15 protein-coding genes are annotated in these 18811 nt (G+C 55.6%); 8 read left to right on the top strand and 7 right to left on the bottom strand.

From position 1 onward, the window contains the following. The first annotated feature begins 335 nt into the window (after window positions 1-335). On the top strand, window positions 336-1217 hold the full coding sequence (locus ACFOFO_RS11200; RefSeq protein WP_390327854.1) for an alpha/beta fold hydrolase: 882 nt from the start codon (window positions 336-338) through the stop codon (window positions 1215-1217). 302 nt (window positions 1218-1519) lie between these two features. On the opposite strand, the gene ACFOFO_RS11195 is transcribed toward ACFOFO_RS11200, so the two are convergent. From ACFOFO_RS11195 to ACFOFO_RS11185, 3 genes are all read right to left on the bottom strand, one after another. Beyond that, the gene (locus ACFOFO_RS11195; RefSeq protein WP_390322178.1) at window positions 1520-2320 is read right to left on the bottom strand and encodes an SEC-C metal-binding domain-containing protein; all 801 of its coding nucleotides are present in this window, start codon (window positions 2318-2320) and stop codon (window positions 1520-1522) included. Further along, window positions 2271-3539 (bottom strand): nuclease-related domain-containing protein, encoded by a 1269-nt coding sequence (locus ACFOFO_RS11190; protein WP_390331548.1) that lies wholly within the window; start codon window positions 3537-3539, stop codon window positions 2271-2273. Before ACFOFO_RS11190 ends, ACFOFO_RS11195 begins: the two co-directional genes overlap by 50 nt. Before the next feature lie 414 nt (window positions 3540-3953). Next, window positions 3954-4214 carry a YfhL family 4Fe-4S dicluster ferredoxin gene (locus ACFOFO_RS11185; RefSeq protein ID WP_390322176.1) on the bottom strand — a complete coding sequence of 87 codons (261 nt, stop codon included), beginning with the start codon at window positions 4212-4214 and terminating at the stop codon, window positions 3954-3956. Between the two features lie 251 nt (window positions 4215-4465). On the opposite strand from ACFOFO_RS11185, the gene ACFOFO_RS11180 reads away from it, so the two are divergent. The 3 genes from ACFOFO_RS11180 (at window position 4466) to ACFOFO_RS11170 (ending at window position 10229) form a co-directional block, all read left to right on the top strand. Continuing rightward, window positions 4466-4840, top strand: a complete 375-nt coding sequence (locus ACFOFO_RS11180; RefSeq protein WP_390322175.1) for a hypothetical protein — start codon at window positions 4466-4468, stop codon at window positions 4838-4840. Between the two features lie 224 nt (window positions 4841-5064). Further along, window positions 5065-8586, top strand: a complete 3522-nt coding sequence (locus ACFOFO_RS11175) for a bifunctional diguanylate cyclase/phosphodiesterase (RefSeq protein ID WP_390322174.1) — start codon at window positions 5065-5067, stop codon at window positions 8584-8586. A gap of 311 nt (window positions 8587-8897) precedes the next feature. Then, complete coding sequence (locus ACFOFO_RS11170; protein WP_390331547.1) at window positions 8898-10229, top strand: diguanylate cyclase domain-containing protein; 1332 nt, start codon at window positions 8898-8900, stop codon at window positions 10227-10229. A gap of 608 nt (window positions 10230-10837) precedes the next feature. On the opposite strand, the gene ACFOFO_RS11165 is transcribed toward ACFOFO_RS11170, so the two are convergent. The 4 genes from ACFOFO_RS11165 to rsmD form a co-directional block, all read right to left on the bottom strand. Beyond that, entirely contained in the window at window positions 10838-11974 is a 1137-nt protein-coding gene (locus tag ACFOFO_RS11165) for a substrate-binding protein (protein WP_390322171.1), read from the bottom strand. A 572-nt stretch (window positions 11975-12546) separates the two neighbouring features. Further along, window positions 12547-12807 carry a YfhL family 4Fe-4S dicluster ferredoxin gene (locus ACFOFO_RS11160; protein ID WP_390322170.1) on the bottom strand — a complete coding sequence of 87 codons (261 nt, stop codon included), beginning with the start codon at window positions 12805-12807 and terminating at the stop codon, window positions 12547-12549. Window positions 12808-12855: 48 nt separating this feature from the next. Continuing rightward, window positions 12856-13347 (bottom strand): pantetheine-phosphate adenylyltransferase, encoded by a 492-nt coding sequence (coaD, locus tag ACFOFO_RS11155; protein ID WP_390322168.1) that lies wholly within the window; start codon window positions 13345-13347, stop codon window positions 12856-12858. Between the two features lie 77 nt (window positions 13348-13424). Next, a complete protein-coding gene (gene rsmD / locus ACFOFO_RS11150) occupies window positions 13425-14102 on the bottom strand; it encodes a 16S rRNA (guanine(966)-N(2))-methyltransferase RsmD (protein WP_390331546.1) in 678 nt (225 codons plus the stop codon). Window positions 14103-14430: 328 nt separating this feature from the next. Here rsmD and ftsY point away from each other — a divergent pair, with 328 nt between their 5' ends. The 4 genes from ftsY (at window position 14431) to rpoH (ending at window position 18740) form a co-directional block, all read left to right on the top strand. After that, a complete protein-coding gene (ftsY, locus tag ACFOFO_RS11145; protein ID WP_390331545.1) occupies window positions 14431-15501 on the top strand; it encodes a signal recognition particle-docking protein FtsY in 1071 nt (356 codons plus the stop codon). Window positions 15502-15809: 308 nt separating this feature from the next. Beyond that, entirely contained in the window at window positions 15810-16526 is a 717-nt protein-coding gene (locus ACFOFO_RS11140; protein ID WP_390327852.1) for a cell division ATP-binding protein FtsE, read from the top strand. Continuing rightward, on the top strand, window positions 16523-17449 hold the full coding sequence (locus tag ACFOFO_RS11135; RefSeq protein ID WP_390322166.1) for a cell division protein FtsX: 927 nt from the start codon (window positions 16523-16525) through the stop codon (window positions 17447-17449). The genes ACFOFO_RS11140 and ACFOFO_RS11135 overlap by 4 nt, the downstream gene beginning before the upstream one ends. Window positions 17450-17840: 391 nt before the next feature. Continuing rightward, complete coding sequence (gene rpoH / locus ACFOFO_RS11130; RefSeq protein WP_390322165.1) at window positions 17841-18740, top strand: RNA polymerase sigma factor RpoH; 900 nt, start codon at window positions 17841-17843, stop codon at window positions 18738-18740. Window positions 18741-18811 lie beyond the last annotated feature (71 nt).

Below are 18811 nucleotides of genomic sequence, written 5' to 3'. Positions count from 1 at the left end.
AGTGAACGTCTGCTTTGGGTCGAATTCGGCCTGTCGCGAATGACGCAGTTCGGCCAGGAACAGTCATTCCCGATTGGTTACAAGAGCCGACATGCAAAGCACCGTGATCGATAGCGGCATAAGACTAGCCTAGGCTTGTAGCCAAACGGATATCTAATCCTTACACCAATTTTATTTGAACTAAAATAAAAAAACAGACTTTGCGGAGCGGTCGGTGATCGGGCATCAACGATCGATGCTTTTTTATTGGCGACCCCTTGCACGGTCGCGTCAGGCCCTAAAATCCGGCAAGCCGGACGGCTGTGTTTCTACTGGAGCCAATTGAAATGACCGTCATGTTGAAGCAGGTGGAAGCAGGTGTTCTCAGCGTCGCATATGAGGAGAGTGGCAGCTCCAACGGCACGCCCGTGCTGCTTCTGCACGGTTTTCCGTACGACATACACGCTTATGACGAAGTGACTCCTCTGCTGGTCTCGGCAGGCTGTCGCCTCATCACTCCCTATTTACGCGGCTATGGACCAACGCGCTTTCTGTCGCCTGATACGCCGCGCTCCGGCCAGCAGGCTGTGCTTGCCCACGATCTGCTTGCGTTCATGGACGTGCTTGCGATTCCGAGTGCGGTGCTCGCGGGCTACGACTGGGGCGGCCGCGCAGCGTGCATTGTCGCTGCCTTATGGCCGGAGCGCGCTCGCGGGTTAGTGTCCGGAGGCGGTTATAACATTCAGGATATTCCCGGTTCAATAAGGCCGCAGGCGCCGGAGAATGAATTTCGCTACTGGTACCAATATTATTTCCACGGCGAGCGTGGCCGGGCTGGTCTCGAACAAAATCGGTACGAATTTTGCAAGTTGCTTTGGACGCTCTGGTCTCCCAATTGGCACTTTGATGATGCGACCTATAAACAGAGTGCGGCCTCCTTCGACAACCGCGATTTCGTTGCAGTCGTCATCCATTCGTACCGCCATCGTTTCGCGCTGATACCAGGTGATCCGGCAGTGGAGAATACTGAGCTATTGCTGGTCGCGCAACCGCCGATTACCGTGCCAACCGTGGTGCTGGATGGTGGTGGTGATGGGGTCAGTTTGGTCGGCGGCTCAGAGCACCACGATCGATTCTTTACCGGTCCATATCAACGTCGAGTAATCCCTGTAGTGGGTCATAACCTGCCACAGGAAGCACCGCACGACTTTGCAGCAGCAATATTGTCAGTAATCTGATCATACCGAAGGAAGGACAATCGAATGACTGCAATGGGTCGATAGTGTTGAAAAACTCGATTTTTGGTGTTCGAGAAAAATTCTAAAGCTTTAGGCGCATTTAATTTATCGGGGTGCCAGAGCAGACACGGAAACGCCAAGGATTCGATGTAGTTCATCTATGAGCTTCTCACGCATGGTTGCAGCTCATAATTCGGACGAATAGCGATTTTCAGGAAAAATGAGATTCCTGGAATTTCGAGTTTTTCAACACAATCGACTCACAACAGACGTTGGGACATAGCAAGAACTGACAACGCAAGCTATTGATTGAGACAGCACTTTTTATATTTTTTCCCGCTGCCACATTTACAGATCTCGTTTCGGCCGATCTTCCTCTCCTTCGCGACAGTCCTCTTCAATAAGTCATGGAGCTTGCCTGGTTTGGCCAGATTCTGAGTTAAGGTGTCCATCTCATCACTACGCTCCCACTTGAAATTGAGGTTGAGACCGAATCTCAATGAGGTATCACTTGGAAGGACACATATTCCGAACCAGGTTGCGGCTCGCTCAGTGTATTTTCGCCTCTTACAGTGCGCTTGTAGTCGCGGTCCCGCGATACGGATTGGGTCATCGTTGCAATGAACGGTGAGCCCGGTGCCAGCTGATTTAAGACCTATAGTCAAATCGTGGCTCTTCCCATCTTTTTTTGCCAGCTTCGCCAGCTCGTCAATGCCTTTGCTTACTTCAACGAAGGTCTTCTCGCCAAGGGTTAGCAGCGTGAATCCAAGATCAATCGTCCCCGGCTCGGGCTTTGTCTCGATCTGCTTAACGATGCGGCCCAAGGTCGTTGCCGCAAAGCGGGTCAATATGCCGTCGGGGGTTCTCTTCCCCGGTATATTGTCGCGCCGAACGAGCATCGCCAGATCCAAGTCCGCCGATATTTCGTCGGACATCACGACCATGTCATATTCTTCATCTAGCCACAGATTCTGCTTGAGGTGATATGACAAAATCGTTAATTCGTGCGACGCCATCAGTATGTCGGAATATTTTGTCCTGCGATCCACATAGCTAAGCATCCTGAGTGGTGAATCCAGCATCTCCGTCATCGCGTCGAGCATAAACAAGTCCAAGACGAACGGGGGGGGGCGTCGTATCCGTTGCATCAAATTTTAGGAACTGCCGTGCTTGGAAGCTTAGTGCTGGATAGTGATCGGAGATAGCGCAAAGTACGTACACCTGTTTCAGCGCCATAGGTATGGCTATTTCTCTTGAATGTGCATCTTTGAGCGTGTAATTAGCGTCGCCCAGTAGCTTTGCGCATGCGTATCCTTGGTCACAGGAGTCTTGGATGCTCTTCTTGAAGTCGTCCCTAATTTGACCGTCATTCCCCTTTCTTGCCTCAAGCGTTAGTCGCTTGGATTTTGCTTGGAGTACTATGGCGCGATCTCCAAACAGAACCAAAACGTCGATCTCTCCGACCCTAGTGCTTTTTGACTTGAAGATATCAATATTCGAGTAGACGTTGCCTCTCCCGAACACAAGCGCGAGTCGCTCAGCAGCAAACTCTTCAGTAAATAGTCCTCTGTGTCTCATAGCGGTGCTGACATACGCTTTGTCATCACCCACCCAATAAAAAGGCGACTCGTATAGAGATTCAACAAGGCTGTAAATCTGAAAAAGAATATACGCATCTTCTCTAATACATATAAGAGGAAAGGCATTCGCAATGTTGAAATCGTGTAGTACGGAAAATTGAATGTTTTTTTCTCCTGCTGGCACCGAGAACGCTTCCAATACTTTTTTAACCACGGCGCTATCAATGTTCGTCTGTTCCGCAATTTCTTGAACAGTGAATTCAAAGCCAGGGAGGACGGTCCATTGCTCAGGGGGATTCTTCCTTAACGCTTTCAGGGTTGCAATAGATTTCGCTTCTTGAAGCTTTCCAACCGAGTAAACGATGTCTCTGGCGGTTTGTATAGAAAAGCCCTTGTTGGTCTTGAGCCACTCATCATCTTTCCCGTACTTTCTTGGTGATAAGTCGCGATACTGAAAGCTGTATGCCGACTCGCCGCCATAAAAAATCGGTTCTCTTAACGCTGCTCCGTTGGTGAAAGGCTTTGAGCCTTTGTCCGTAACCTTCTTGGGATCCAGCGCTGCCCGCCATGGCCCCAACATCGATTGGTGAATCTCTTCGAGCAGCGCTTCAGTTTTTTCTAAATACTGCTCCATAACGTCCGCAGCAGGCACACAGTAATTGATATCATTTTTTAGCAGCAACCCAATGAGCGTGGAAATCTCTGTTCGGATCAAGCGGGTCATGGAGAAGAGATGTTGCATATCCTCAGCCTTCATGTCGCCTGAGTATCGAATCAAGTGGTCGCGAAAGCAAAAGTAAGCGATCGCGTGCACATATCCGGGGGACGAGCAAAGCTTCTCTAGGTCGTCAAAAATCTCTTTCTCTGATCTCATATGGGAGGCCGCTTATCATTGTGTGCAGACAATTATGCACGCGTTTACCTGCAATAAGGCAAATGTCCGCTACTGACAGAGCCTAATGGAATGGTCGCCCCTTTCGCTCAAGTGGTTGCATTGCACCTCCACTTTGGCACTTCGATGCCGCTTCAGGAAGGGGCGACCATTCCATTAGGCTCGACAGAAAGCTGCGCTTCGCCTGAGGAATCCATAGGCAGCGCATACAAGGTGTGACACGCGGCCAAACACATAACAAAACAGGCTCCTCGGAGCCTGTTTTCAATTCTGAGTTTTCAGCGTCTGCAGCCGTTCATACTTGGCCTGCAACGCTTCCTTGGTTTCGCGCCAGGCCGGATTGAACGGGATGCATGCGACCGGGCACACTTGCTGGCACTGCGGTTCGTTGAAATGGCCGACGCATTCGGTGCATCTGTGCGGGTCAATTTCGTAGATTTCCGGGCCCATGTAGATCGCGTCGTTCTGGCACTCGGACTCGCATACGTCGCAATTGATACAGTCGTCGGTAATCAGTAAGGCCATGTACTTCTCGTCAATTCTTTCTCGAACCAAATTGCAACTATTGCGCGAAGAACGCGGCGTGTTTGTCGACCACGCTTCGATCAATCGCCGGGCGAGCCGGTTTCTTCCGCTAACTGAAAAAAGTTCTCCGCAAACATAAACGCCTGGTTAGCGTAAGTTGGCGGAGGAATGAGACTTATATCAAGGTGAAAGGCGTCTAGAAATATCTCTATCGTGCTGTTGACAAGGAGGGTAAGACGGTTGATTATTCCTTGATAGCAAAGCGCGACAAGGCGGCGGCCAGGTTTTATTTTGACAAGCCCACGCGGGATAACGGTGCCCCTGAAAAAACATGGATAAATGCGGTGCCAACCAAGCAGCGATCGATGAGATCAATGTTGCAAGGACATCCCGATCGTGGTTCGACAAATAAAGTACCTCAACAACAACAACAACAACAACGTGGAACAGGAGCATCGTGCGATCAAGCGCGTCACGAAACCGATGCTCGATTTTCAATCCCTTCAATCAACAAAAACGTCCTGGCTGGCGTCGAACTCATGTACATGATTCGCGACGGTCGAATGATCGCTGCAGAAGGGAATCCGATGTCGCTCGCAGAACAATCTTACACGCTGGCAGGATAAATCCGCCCAGCTTCATGGACCGGCGAAATCGCTGGCCCAGAATTTACTGGACACCGGTTAATGCGACGGAACCGAACTGGCTGCCCTGGTCGGTGTTGAAGCTTCCCGGCGTTCTTGCTTGACGAAAATTTTTATGATGGCGTTCGTTCGTAACTTGAACGACCGATAGTCACTCTTCAATTGCCAGTTAGTTCCAGAGTTGCCGTTAGAGGGAGCCCTGCACGATGCTTGATTTCCTTCATCTAGTTATCGCCGCTCCTGCCAGTAGCCTGTTGTATGTAGGACGCTACGACGCGGTGTTAGTCAGCCTGTCCGTCATCATCGCGATGTTCGCATCCTACGCGGCTCTCCTCGTTTCACAACATGTCACGACGGCCACAGCCAAAGCGGCAAGGCGCAGCTGGCTGCTGGTGGGTGGCTTCTGTTTGGGTCTGGGTATCTGGGCCATGCATTTCGTCGGAATGCTGGCCTTCACGCTGCCGTGTGCGAGCAGCTATGACTACAAAATCACTCTTCTTTCGATGCTGCCCGGTGTCTTTGCAAGCACGCTTGCATTAAGCATGATTAGCCACCGCCAGATCTCCGCAATGCAGCTCGCAACCGGCGGCCTGCTGCTTGGCGCCGGCATCGGCGCGATGCACTATTCCGGCATGGCGGCAATGCGATTTGATGGCTTGATCCGCTATGATCTCAAGTTGCTGCTGCTCTCGATCGTCGTCGCCGTCTGCCTCGCGACTCTCGCCTTGTGGATGAAATTTCGCCTGTTGTCGTGGCACTCCAGATGGAATCCGCGCTTACCGGTCGTCAGCGCCGCCGCCTTGGGCCTGGCCGTCGCCGGCATGCATTACACGGCGATGGCCGCCGCCTACTTTATTCGTGACGGTGACGGCACTGTCGTCGATTCGCAGATCGGCCCTACCTTCCTCGCGGCCATCATCCTGGCCGCAACCAGCGTGATCATCGTGATCACGATCGTTGCGACATACGTTAGCAAGTACAAGCTGTTTTCATTAGAGCGATCGTACAAGCTAGTCGGCCTGGCAATAGTCGGCTGGGTCGCAGTCACAGCGATCAGCATCGATTATATTCATAAGCGCATGGTCAACGACTTGTACCAACAAGAATCGCGACAGGCCAAGGCGCAGGCTGACAGAGTCGCCCACAACATCGAGGAAAGTCTGCAAATATTGAAAGGCATACCCTTGGTGTTTTCACGCGACGAATCAATCCGCCGCGTGCTGCGCGAATTTGACAAAAATGCTGGCCCGTCGACCGTCACTTACGAGGAGCGCAAGCGCGTGTGGACGCGCGACAAGCGGCTGGCCGCGCTGAACGAATCACTCGACATCGCCGCGACCAATCTCAAGGCAGATGCCCTGTGGATCGTGAATGCGGCCGGCGATTGCATCGCCGCCAATGCCGCCGGCCGGCCAGAGAGTTTTGTCGGCACCAACTACGCTGACCGGGAATATTTTCTGCAAGCGAGGGCGGGGCGGCGCGGCTATCAATACGCGATCGGACGGGCCAGCAAGATCGCCGGACTGTTCTACTCTTACCCTATCATCGAGAACGGGCGCTTCCTCGGCGCTGCCGTCACCAAGCGCAACATCTCGCGGCTGTCGGTATGGACTGACCCGGCCAAGGCGTTCTTGTCCGACGCCAACGGCGTGATCGTTCTCGCGCCCGACAAGAAACTCGAATTCCGTACGCTGCCCGAAACGCGCATTGCGTCGCTGTCGCCGGAGCAGCGCTTGCTGCAGTACCGGGAGAGCCGATTCAAGCCATTGAAGATCACGTCTTTGGGCGAGCTGGACTTTCCTTCGGTCGTGCGCATAGGGGATGAGGAGCTGCCTGTCGTGTTGAGCTCGAAGACCTTGTCCGAAGACGCCATAGCCGTTCACGTGGCGCGGCCGCTGCCCGAATTGGCGCGCCTCCGCACCCAGAGTTTCTGGCTGTTCCTGTTGATTTCGTTCGTCGGCAGCATGCTCATCGTGTCGGCCACCTCGATTGTGCTGTACTTGCGCGAAACGAAAAAGGCCGACGCCGGTTTGCGCGTCGCTGCCACTGCCTTCGAGTCGAAAGAGGGCCTGGTCATCACCAACGCGGACAACATCATCCTGCGAATCAACCGGGCCTTTACCGACATTACCGGCTATACAGCCGAGGATGTCGTCGACCGCGAACTGAACCTGTTCGACTCGGGCCGCCACGATGCCGATTTCTACGCCAATATCCGGCAATCAATCCGTAACGACGGATCATGGCGGGGAGAAATCTGGAGCCGCCGCAAGAACGGCGAGGTGTATCCGGAATCGCTTACCGTCACGGCCGTGAACGACGCCAGCGGCAAGGTCACGCATTACGTCAACGCACTGACCGACATCACGCAGCGCAAAGCGGGCGAAGAAGAAATTAGACATCTGGCGCTGTACGATTTCCTGACCCGCCTCCCCAACCGGCGCTGCCTGATGGACCGACTGGAGCGTGCGCTGGCGGCCAGCGCACGCAGCAAGCGTCAGGGCGCGTTGCTGTTTATCGACCTGGATAATTTCAAAGACCTGAACGATACCCTCGGCCACAATATGGGCGACCTGCTGCTGCAGCAGGCTGCGCAACGGTTTGTCTCCTGTGTGCGCGAGAGCGATACGGTAGCGCGTCTGGGGGGCGACGAATTCGTCGTCATGCTGGAGAACCTGGGGGAGGATGGGCGGGAACCCGTCGTACAGGTTAAACATGTCGGCGAAAAAATCCTCGCCAGCCTGAACCAGCCCTACCTGCTCGGCGATCGCCAGCACAATTGCAGCTCCAGCATAGGCGTCACGTTGTTTATCGGCCGTGATGAAAGCGTTGAAAATCTGTTGAAACAAACCGACTTGGCGATGTACCAGGCCAAGGCGGCGGGGCGCAACACACTGCGCTTCTTCGATCCCAGCATGCAGGCGATCGTTACCGCTCGCGCGGCGCTCAATGCCGACTTGCGTCTAGGCCTGCAGCAAAGCCAGTTCCAGCTTTACTACCAACCCCAAGTAGACGGCGAAGGCCGCCCGACCGGGGCCGAAGCCCTGCTGCGCTGGCAACACCCGCAGCGCGGCATGGTTGCCCCGATCGAATTCATTCCTGCCGTCGAGGAATCCGGGTTGATCATCCCATTGGGGCACTGGGTTCTGGAAACGGCATGCACCCAGTTGAAGGCATGGGCCGCCCGGGAAGAAACCGCCAACCTGAACCTGGCGGTGAACGTCAGTCCGCGTCAGTTCCGCCAGCCTGATTTCGTCGAGCGGGTGCTGGCCATGCTGGAACGGATCGGCGCCGATCCGCGCAAGCTCAAGCTGGAGCTTACGGAAACCCTGTTGCTGGACAACGTGGAACAGACCATTGAAAAAATGGCCGCGCTGAAAGCCCGCGGAGTTGGGTTCTCGCTGGACGACTTCGGCACCGGCTATTGCTCGCTATCCTACTTGAAGCATCTGCCTATTTGCCAATTGAAAATAGACCGCACTTTTGTCAAAGACATACTCAGCAACCCGAGCGACGCGGCCATCACCAAGGTCATCCTGACGCTGGCGCAGAGCATGGGACTGACGGCGATCGCGGAGGGCGTGGAAACGGAGGCACAGCGCGATTTCCTGGCCAACCAGGGTTGCGTCGCCTATCAGGGTTATTTATTCGGACGACCGATGCCGCTGGCGGAATTCGAGCAGTTCCTGATGCGCACCACAACGCCGCCAAAGCTCGTGGACGCGTAAGGCCATCTCATCGCTTTGCGTGGCGCTTCAGCCGAGCAAGTCGCCAGAGCGTATATCGGCAAGGGAAGATACTTAGATGTGCGATCTACCGATCGATAACAATGCCATTCATGCCGCTAGCGGCATGACAACGATTGCTGCCTAGGGGCACTTAAATTCCCAAAGCCCCGAGAAGCAGGTAGATCTGAATTCAATCAAAATCCAAGTCGTCGAAAGTGTGTCGCAAGAAACTTGAACTTAACTATCAACACGCCGATCCAATCAGACTTGCCATTGCATTGAATATGGTGTAGCACCCGAGAAAGATAACTATGCGCCTGTCAAAGTTCATCCTTAACAACCTCGAAGCTGTTCTTCAAGAGTGGGAAGATTTCGCAGCAACTTTGATTCCTCCCGAGCAAAGCTTGGATAAAGTTACGTTGCGCGATCACGTCCAAAAAATGCTGGAAGCGATGTCGGCCGATCTCGCTAAGCCAGAAACAGAGCATGAAGAAATCGAAAAGTCGAAAGGTCATGATGACTCGCCTGAATGTAGAAAAACGGCGGCCGCGACCCATGGCAAGGAGCGCTTGGCGTTAGGTTTCACCCTGGATGCGGCTGTGGCTGAATATAGAGCACTGCGCGCAAGTGTTACACGACTGTGGCAAAAGTCGCTTCTCAACAAACCGGTACCGGATACCGCCATTGGAGATCTCATTCGATTTAACGAAGCGATCGATCAGTCAATCAACGAATCCGTTACCAGCTACTCTTTCGAAAAAGAGCAGCAGATGCGGGTGTTCGATACGATTTTATCGTCTTTGCCCGACATCAGCTTTACTCTTACTTTGGATGGCAGGTTTGCATATGTCAACAAAGCGTTGATTGAGTTATTCGCACTTCCACCGGATAAATTGGTTGGTAAAAATTTCATCGACATTGGTTTGCCTAATGGAGCCGAACTGCAGCGCCAGATTGACCAAGTCATCAGTACCAAAAAGGAACTTCGTGGAGAAATGCCCTATACGGCGCCGTCAGGAGAATGGGGATTCTATGATTACATTTTTGTGCCGGCTGTTGACAAGGAAGGTGTAGTCGAAGCTGTTGCAGGCACTGCTCGCAACATTACCGAACGCAAGGCCGCGGAGGAAAAAAACTGGCAAAGAGCAAACTACGATCTATTAACCGGCCTGCCCAATCGACGCCTGTTTCTCGATCGTCTGGAGCAGGATTTAAAGCATGCCGGACGCATCGGCGCACCGATCTCCTTGCTGTTTATCGACCTCGACCATTTCAAGGAAGTCAATGATAAGTTCGGTCACGATGCCGGAGACCTTTTATTGCGGCTTGTGACAGCTCGCCTCCTTTCATGTATCCGCGACACTGATACCGTCGCGCGTCTGAGCGGGGACGAATTCACTGTCATCCTGCAAGACCTGAGAGGCACCGAGGATGTCGAGCTCATCGCGGGAAAAATTCTGACGGAGTTGGCAAGTCCTTTTCCGATTTTCAGTCACACCGTTCACATTTCTGCCAGTATCGGCATCACGCTCTCCCCCCAAGATGCCAGCACGCCTGACCATCTTATCAAAAACGCTGACCAGGCAATGTATGTGGCGAAAAAGGCGGGGCGTAACCAATTCAGTTTCTTCTCGCCCAACTAGGAGAAAGCTGTAGGCGCACCGCTGCGATATGATGGCAGACGCAAGCGGCCAAACGGACACACCGGCAATCATCGCGGCGAATAACTGCGATGTAAACTTAGCGCCGCAGAAAACTCCCTACCAATAATATAAGATATTAATCATTCAGTTATCCACATTATTGGCGGGCAAAATTTTGAATAACTAGCTGTCCAGCTAACAAGTTATGATCCCGGGTATTGATTTTGAGGCGTAACCGGCTTCTTGAATCATAGTTCTAACGGCTTGCAAAATGAAGCGCTGATGGCCATGCTGTCACGTCAATGCGGTTTTTGTCCCGATTGAATCGCCATTTTCGACCGATCACTCCAACACCTGTCGACCCAATCCTTCGGCAGCCCGCGTAGGGCGCAATAGCGAAGCGTATTGCGCCGAATGGTGGCTCTGCATCACACTTCATCCATGCCCGATTATCGACGTCCTGGTTGTGGAGGATTGGCCTTATTCGACGTTTCATCGGATAGTGACGAAGGGTGTTTTTCCGCTTGATTGCGCAGACAGCGTCTGTGCTGATGGGCCAACTTACCGAGACCGAAGCCATGCGGCGCAATACGCTTCGCTATTGCGCCCTACGCGGACTTTATACCTTGCATGCACTCCTTTGGATCAATGCCCCCCAGGCTCTTGATAATCTTGAAATTACCGTTCTTCGCCTGGGCAATGTACATGTTCATTCGAACGTGATGCTGACCGGGCACCATTTCAGCGGGACCACCCGGCCCCTCAGCGATCTTTGCGTGGTCTAGTGCCTTGATGACATCTTCTTGCTTTAGCGAGCCGGCCTCTTTCACAGCAGCCTCCCAGAGCCTCAGACCTCGGTACAGGCCTGAACACGCACTGCCAGCAGTGAACTTGGCATTGCCTGGATAGAGCTGGTCGTACTGATTGATCAGTTCCTTACTGAATGGATCGCTGACGTTCTGGTAGTAGTCGAGGCAACTGTACAGACCCTCCACGTGTGCGGCTGGCACTAAGTTCAGGAAGTTCTCGTCGAAGTACGTGCAGACTATGTAGCCACCTCGCTTCGTGAAGCCAGAGTTGTAAAGCTGCTCGAGGAATGGCGTGAGCCCAGGAGGAACGATCGTATTAAATACCACCTCTGCACCACTGGACGTGATCTTGTCAATAGTCTTGCTATAGTCAGTGTGATCAAGGGGAAAGTACTCCTCTCCGACTATCGCGCCACCGTTAGCCGTGACAACTTGACGGACCTTTTTGTTCATCGTGTGTGGCCAAATATAGTCAGCTGACGGCAAGTAGAATTTCTTCGCCCCCGTTTGTTGCATCAGCCAGGGAATGAGAGGTTCAACCTGCTGCGCTGGCACCGGGCCGGTACAGAAGATGAGCGGATCACATTCCTTTCCCTCGTATTGCTCTGGGTAAATGTAAAGCTTCTTGCCATTCACTACAGCAGGAGCCTTGATAGCCTGCCTCGTGGAGCTAAAAATGCCACCGAAGATCACATCGACTTGATCTTGCTGGACGAGCTTAGTAGCTTTGGCTTCCGCTACACTATCTGTAGTTGCACTGTCCTCAAGGTACAGATCTATCTGTCGCCCCAACAAGCCGCCCTTTGCATTGATGTCATTAATCACCATCTTGGCCACGTTTGCATTGGCGATGCCCATGAACGAGAGTGCACCTGTCTGGTCCGTGATTACTCCCACCTTGATGGATTGACCAACTGAAGTTTTTGATTCTGTCATTGCATTCTCTCCTCTCAAAACTGGTTATTGGTGAATAGGCGCTGGCTTTTGAAGGGTGTACTCGCACATGTGTCTTGATTTGACATGCCACTCGTTCTTTATTTAGAGAGCATGCTCAACCACAAGTTGCGCTTATTGAAGCTCGCTCGCCATGTCTAACTTTGATATGGGGCGATAGTTTTGCTGGATAACTCCAGCTACTGCTCCATAACTCCGCCCCGGTTGAAGGTTTGAGACCGGCGCGCAGCCTGCGTCTCCGGTGGGTTTCACGTTGACAAGGCAGTCACCCCTCCGCTGCCCATTACCACTGCAGTAGTAAAGGCGACGAATGAGGGGAAGTTTCAATTGCTTAGACTTCAGATATTTGGAGGAATTTTTGCCGTCCTGACGCTAACCTTCATTTACCTCCTTGTCTGGACGGAAAAGACAACACTCATCACTATGCTTTTGGGGATCATCGGAACCGGGATGGGGTACATGCCAACACCTTTCGCCGCAACTCTTCGGCAGCAAGTACAAGGTATGACACGTGGCCAAGCCACATAACAAAACAGGCTCCGAGGAGCCTGTTGTCAATTCTGCGTTTTCAGCGCCTGCAGCCGTTCATACTTGGCCTGCAGCTCTTCCCTGGTTTCGCGCCAGGCCGGATTGAACGGGATGCACGCGACCGGGCACACCTGCTGGCATTGTGGTTCGTTGAAATGGCCGACGCATTCGGTGCATTTGTGCGGGTCGATTTCGTAGATTTCCGGGCCCATGGAGATCGCGTCGTTCGGGCACTCGGGCTCGCATACGTCGCAATTGATGCAGTCGTCGGTAATCAGTAAGGCCATGTACTTCTCGTCAATTCTTTCTCGAACCAAATTACAACTATTGCGCGATCACTCGGCGGCTTGTTCGTCGATTTTCTGTTTCAGCCATTTTTCGACTGACGGGAACACGAATTTCGACACGTCGCCGCCCAGCACCGCGATCTCGCGCACGATGGTGCCGGAGATGAACTGGTACTGGTCGGATGGCGTCAGGAACATGGTTTCGACATCGGGCAGCAGGTAACGGTTCATGCCGGCCATCTGGAATTCATATTCGAAATCGGACACCGCGCGCAGGCCGCGCAAAATCAAGCGGGCGTCGTGGCGCCGCACGAAATCCTTCAGCAAGCCGGAAAAACTCTCGACCTTGACGTTCGGATAATGACCCAGCACTTCGTTGGCGATCTGCAGCCTTTCCTCCAGCGAAAAGAACGGTTTCTTGTTCTTGCTGTCGGCGACCCCGACGATCAGCTGATCGAACAGGCCTGACGCACGTCGCACCAAATCTTCATGGCCGCGCGTGAGCGGATCGAATGTTCCCGGATAAACGGCAGTAACCATATTGCTTCCCTAGAGAGACACTATTATGCGCGCTGGATCGTGACCTCGTTGGCCGACGCGCGGTTTTTGTACGCGCATTATGCCTGAATTTTGGGCAAAATCTCAGGCACTGTTTTGCGCTGCAACAATTGATAGAACACCATGCCGGCCTGGTCGGCGCGCACCACCTGCCACGGCAGCAGCCAGTCCGGCACCGCTTCGCCGGGCGGCAGAGCGTCCAAGTCCAGCGAGCGCGACGATTCGGCATAGATTAGGCCGTCGGCGGCCAGCAGACGCTCGCACAGCGGCAGCACCCGTTCCAGCCAGCCCTGCTGATATGGCGGATCCAGGAAAATCAGGTCGAACTGCTGGCCACGCGCGGCCATGTGCTGGGCCGCAACGAGCGCGTCGGCACGGATGATATTGACCTGGGTTGCGCCCAGTTTGGCCTTGTTCGCTTCCAACTGCTTGAAGGCGGGCGTATGCGCCTCGATCAGCGTCACTTCCTGCGCGCCGCGACTGGCGGCCTCGAAACCAAGCGCGCCGCTGCCGGCAAACAGGTCGAGGCAGCGCGCACCTTGGACGCCGTCGCGCAAATGCCGGATCCAGTTGAACACGGTCTCGCGCACCCGGTCGGGCGTCGGGCGCAGCCCTGCGGCGTCGAGCACCGGTAACGGACTGCGCTTCCAGACGCCGCCGATGATGCGGACCTGCTGCGGCGGCCTCGGCCGTGGATGCGAAGGTTTGCTGGCGGGTTTTTTGGCGGGTTTCGGCATGGCAATGATGGGTTCGGGGTGAAAAAAACGATCGGGCGACGTGCCGGCGGGTAATTTGGTGACTTCAATTGCGATTTATCGGGAGTATGAGATCAATGCCCAATAATTCATTGCGGAACATGAGATATTGCGATGGAGTATTTTTCTAATCATCGATCCCTCCGCAGCACTCGCACAGTGATCGCGCGCCGGTTCGGGCGGCGCAGTTCAGGAATTTGATGCGCCCTGCTCTGTTAAAATGCGCCTGATTGTAACTCTTGTCCACCGCCGCAGCGATCCGCCGCCGACGCCATGGGCTTGTTCCGAATTTTCCTGCGACTGATGAGCGATGTTTAGTTTCTTCAAGAAAAAACCCAAACCAGAACCGGAAATTACGCCGGTCATTGCGCCGGCCGCCGTTTCGACACCGACGCCGGCCGATGCACCGTCTGCCGCGGTAGTGCCGAACGTCGCCGCGCCAGTGCCGGCAACGCCAGAGCCGAGCCAACCGGCGGCCGACAGCAAGCGCTCCTGGATGGCGCGCCTGAAGGCTGGTTTGTCGAAGACTTCGTCGAACCTGACGCTGCTGTTCGTCGGCGCCAAGATCGACGACGACTTGTACGAGGAGCTGGAAGCGGCGCTGCTGATGGCCGATGCCGGCGTTGACGCGACCCAGTTCCTGCTCGATGCGTTGAAGCGCAAGGTGAAGGATGAAAAGCTGACCGAGGCAGCCCAGGTCAAGGCGGCACTGCGCACGCTGCTGACCGAGCTGCTGACGCCGCTGCAAAAGCCGCTGGAGCTGGGCCGCCATCAACCGCTGGTGATGATGATCGCCGGCGTCAACGGCGCCGGCAAGACCACCACCATCGGCAAGCTGGCCAAGCATTTGCACGCCTATGACCAATCGGTGCTGCTGGCGGCCGGCGACACCTTCCGCGCCGCCGCGCGCGAGCAATTGACGATCTGGGGCGAGCGCAACAACGTGACGGTGATTTCGCAAGAGTCCGGCGACCCGGCAGCGGTCGCGTTCGACGCGGTGCACTCGGCCAAGGCGCGCAGCGTCAATGTGGTGATGGTCGATACGGCCGGCCGGCTGCCGACCCAGCTGCATCTGATGGACGAACTGAAGAAGGTCAAGCGCGTGATCGGCAAGGGCATGCACGGCGCGCCGCACGAGGTGCTGCTGGTAATCGACGGCAACACCGGCCAGAACGCGCTGGCCCAGGTCAAGGCGTTCGACGATGCGCTGCAGCTGACTGGCCTGGTGATTACCAAGCTCGACGGCACCGCCAAGGGCGGCGTGCTGGCGGCGATTGCCAAGACCCGGCCGGTGCCGGTGTATTTCATCGGCGTCGGCGAGAAGATCGAGGATCTGCAGCCATTCAATGCCGAAGAATTCGTCAATGCGTTGCTGGATTGATGTGCTGTGGATTGAGACATTATTCAATCAGGACGATCGCATGAAGACCGTCGCAAAATAGTGCATTTAGCCCCTTCCCCCTTGCAGGGGGAAGGTTGGGATGGGGGTAGAGTGCCAAAATACGGTTGCCCAGATTTGACCGCACTACCCCCACTTGCAGTGCGCGTATCCGCTTGCAGGCGGATACCGCTACGCAGGCAGGAGGCATGCCTCCTGCATTCCCTGCTGCGCCCCTAACCCTCCCCCTGCAAGGGGGAGGGAATATCCAAACAGTGTTGAAGCCAACTCCCTACGCGATACATCACACCATGATCGAATTCCAGCACGTCTCCAAACGCTACGGCCGCGCCACGCCCGCACTACACGACATCACGCTGTCGGTGGCCCGGGGCGAGCTGATCTTCCTGGCGGGCCCGTCCGGCGCCGGCAAATCGACTCTGCTGAAACTGATCGCAGCGGTCGAACGCCCGAGCGCCGGCAGCCTGACGGTCAACGGCCAGGACCTCGGCCAGCTGAAACCGGCCGGCCTGCCCTTCCTGCGCCGCAATCTGGGCCTGGTGCTGCAACAGCAGCGCTTGTTGCCGGATCGCAGCGTGCTGGCCAATGTGATGTTGCCGCTGATGGTGACCGGCGCGGCCAGCGGCGAGGCTGAGAAGCGTGCCCGGGCCGCACTCGACAAGGTTGGCCTGCTGGACAAGGCGACGGCCGCGCCGCTGACGCTGTCCGGCGGCGAACAGCAGCGCGCGGCGATCGCGCGCGCGATCGTGAACCGGCCGCAGATCATCCTGGCCGATGAACCGACCGCCAATCTCGATCGCGACAGCGCGAACCTGGTACTCGATGCGCTCAAGACCTTCCACGCGGCCGGCGTGACCTGCCTGATTTCGACCCATGACGAACAGTTTCTCGACTGCGCGAATCGCGTAATTTATCTGCGCCAGGGCCAGATCGTCGAGAGCTGGCGCAAGGAAACCGCAGCTACCGTCACCACCGTCACCACCGATTTCACCGAGGAAGCCGCATGAAGAGCTGGCTCAGACAACATCGTTCGGCACTGGCAGCGGCGTTTTCGCAGCTGCGCCACGCTCCCGGCAGCTTTCTGTTCAATGTGTTGGTGGTCGCGATCGCGCTGGCGCTGCCGTTTGCCGGATTGACCTTGCTGGAAAACGTGCGGCCGGTCGCGCTGCGGCTGGCGGTCGAACCCGAGATCAGCCTGTTCATGGGCGTCGATACGCCGCGCGCCCGCTCGATCGCGCTGGCGACGCCGATCCGGGACATTTTGCGCAGTCGCAACAAGGCGGCGAAGATCGAATTCATCCCGCGCGACAAGGCGCTGGAACAGATGAAACAAAAGAGCGGGCTGACCGACGTGATCACCACGCTCGGCGCCAATCCCTTGCCGGACGGCTACGTGCTGACGCTGGACGGCTTCGACAACGCCGCGGACGCGGCGCGCATCGAGTCGATCGCGACGCAACTGAAGGCCCTGCCCGACGTCGAGACGGTGCAGGTCGATTCGGCTTGGGTCAAGCGGCTGGCGGCCTTGATGCACGTGCTGCGGATCGCGCTGCTGTTTCTGGCCGGCACCCTGGCGGTGGTGGTGATCGCGGTGGTCTTCAACACCATCCGGCTGCAGGTGCTAACGCAGGTCGACGAGATCGCGCTGTCGCGCCTGATCGGTGCCACCGATGACTACATCCATCGGCCGTTCTATTACGCCGGTGCGCTGCTGGGCCTGTGCGCCGGCGGCGTCGCACTCGCTGCGGTGGCATTGGCGCTGCTGCCGCTGAATGTCGCGATCGGCGACTTTGCCCGGCTGTATGCGTCGCAATTCCAGCTGGCACCGCTCGGCCTGACGCTGGGCGCGGGTCTGCTGGCGGTCAGCGCGGCCCTGGGACTGACCGGCGCAGCGCTGTCGGTGCAGCGTCATCTAGCCAATTTTTCATAGAGTATATTGCCAACTCGCTTGCTTTTTAAGCGGAAACAAGCATCTCCTAATGGAGTATATTAAGCAGCGTGCCAGCGGCGGGCGCTGCGCACCCAGTTGGCCGGTCGGTTCCGCAGCCGCGCCCACCCGTCCGCGTGGCCTGCAACTATGGTCGGCGCCGCATTGAACACACAAATTCCTTTGGTCAATCGCAACTATCGACGCGCCGCTTGCTCTAACGTGGACATGAAAATGCGATTAGTTGTAAAGGAACAATAGTATTTACGCTATCTCCGTCATTTAAAACGTCCATTAGCACTCCCCCCGAGAGAGTGCTAACATGCACTTCGTCGTGGTCCGTGTTTGCGCATCGTTGGTATTGCAGTTTCAGGGAAGCAAGTAAGGAGAAAGAATGAAAGTAGCATCCGCACAATCTGGATCGGTAACTGTTGTCAATAATGCATTGGCGCTTGGTTTTTCCGGCACCCTGGGCAATCTGGATGCCTATATTTCGGCCGTCAACCGCCTGCCGATGCTGACGCACGAGGAAGAAATCTCGCTGGCGCGGCGCCTGCGCGACAACAACGATTTGGCTGCTGCGCAAGAATTGGTGATGTCCCATCTGCGCATGGTGGTGTCGATTGGTCGCGGCTATCTCGGCTATGGCCTGCCGCACGCCGATCTGATTCAGGAAGGCAATATCGGCCTGATGAAGGCGGTCAAGCGCTTCGACCCGGATCAAGGCGTGCGCCTGGTGTCGTATGCGATGCACTGGGTGAAGGCCGAGATGCATGAATACATCCTGAAGAACTGGCGCCTGGTCAAGGTTGCGACCACCAAGGCGCAGCGCAAGCTGTTCTTCAACCTGCGCAGCCACAAGCAAGGTCTGGATACGATGACGCCGAGCCAGGTCGATTCGCTGGCCAAGACGCTCAATGTCAAGCGCGAGGAAGTGATCGAGATGGAGACCCGTCTCACCGGCCGCGACATCGCGCTGGAAGCACCGACCGACGACGAAGACGACAAATTCGCCCCGATCGCCTATCTGTCGAGCGACAGCAGCGAGCCGACCAGGGTATTGGAAGCGCAGCAGAAAGACCGGCTGCATTCGGAAGGACTGGAACAGGCGCTGGCCAAGTTGGACGACCGCTCGCGCCGCATCGTCGAAGCGCGCTGGCTGGCCAACGACGATGGCTCCGGTGCCACGCTGCACACGCTGGCCGCAGAGTTCGGCGTGTCGGCCGAACGAATTCGCCAGATCGAAGCGGCGGCGCTGAAGAAGATGAAGGGTGCGCTGGCGGCGTTTGTTTAAGCGGTCATCGCTTAGTAAGCATTTCGCGACAAGAAAAAGCGCTCGATCGAGCGCTTTTTTTATTGCGGCTT

It is taken from the genome of Pseudundibacterium arcticum, assembly GCF_042646465.1.
Lineage (GTDB): Bacteria > Pseudomonadota > Gammaproteobacteria > Burkholderiales > Burkholderiaceae_D > Undibacterium_A > Undibacterium_A arcticum.
This window is presented reverse-complemented; position numbering and strand designations above follow the sequence as displayed.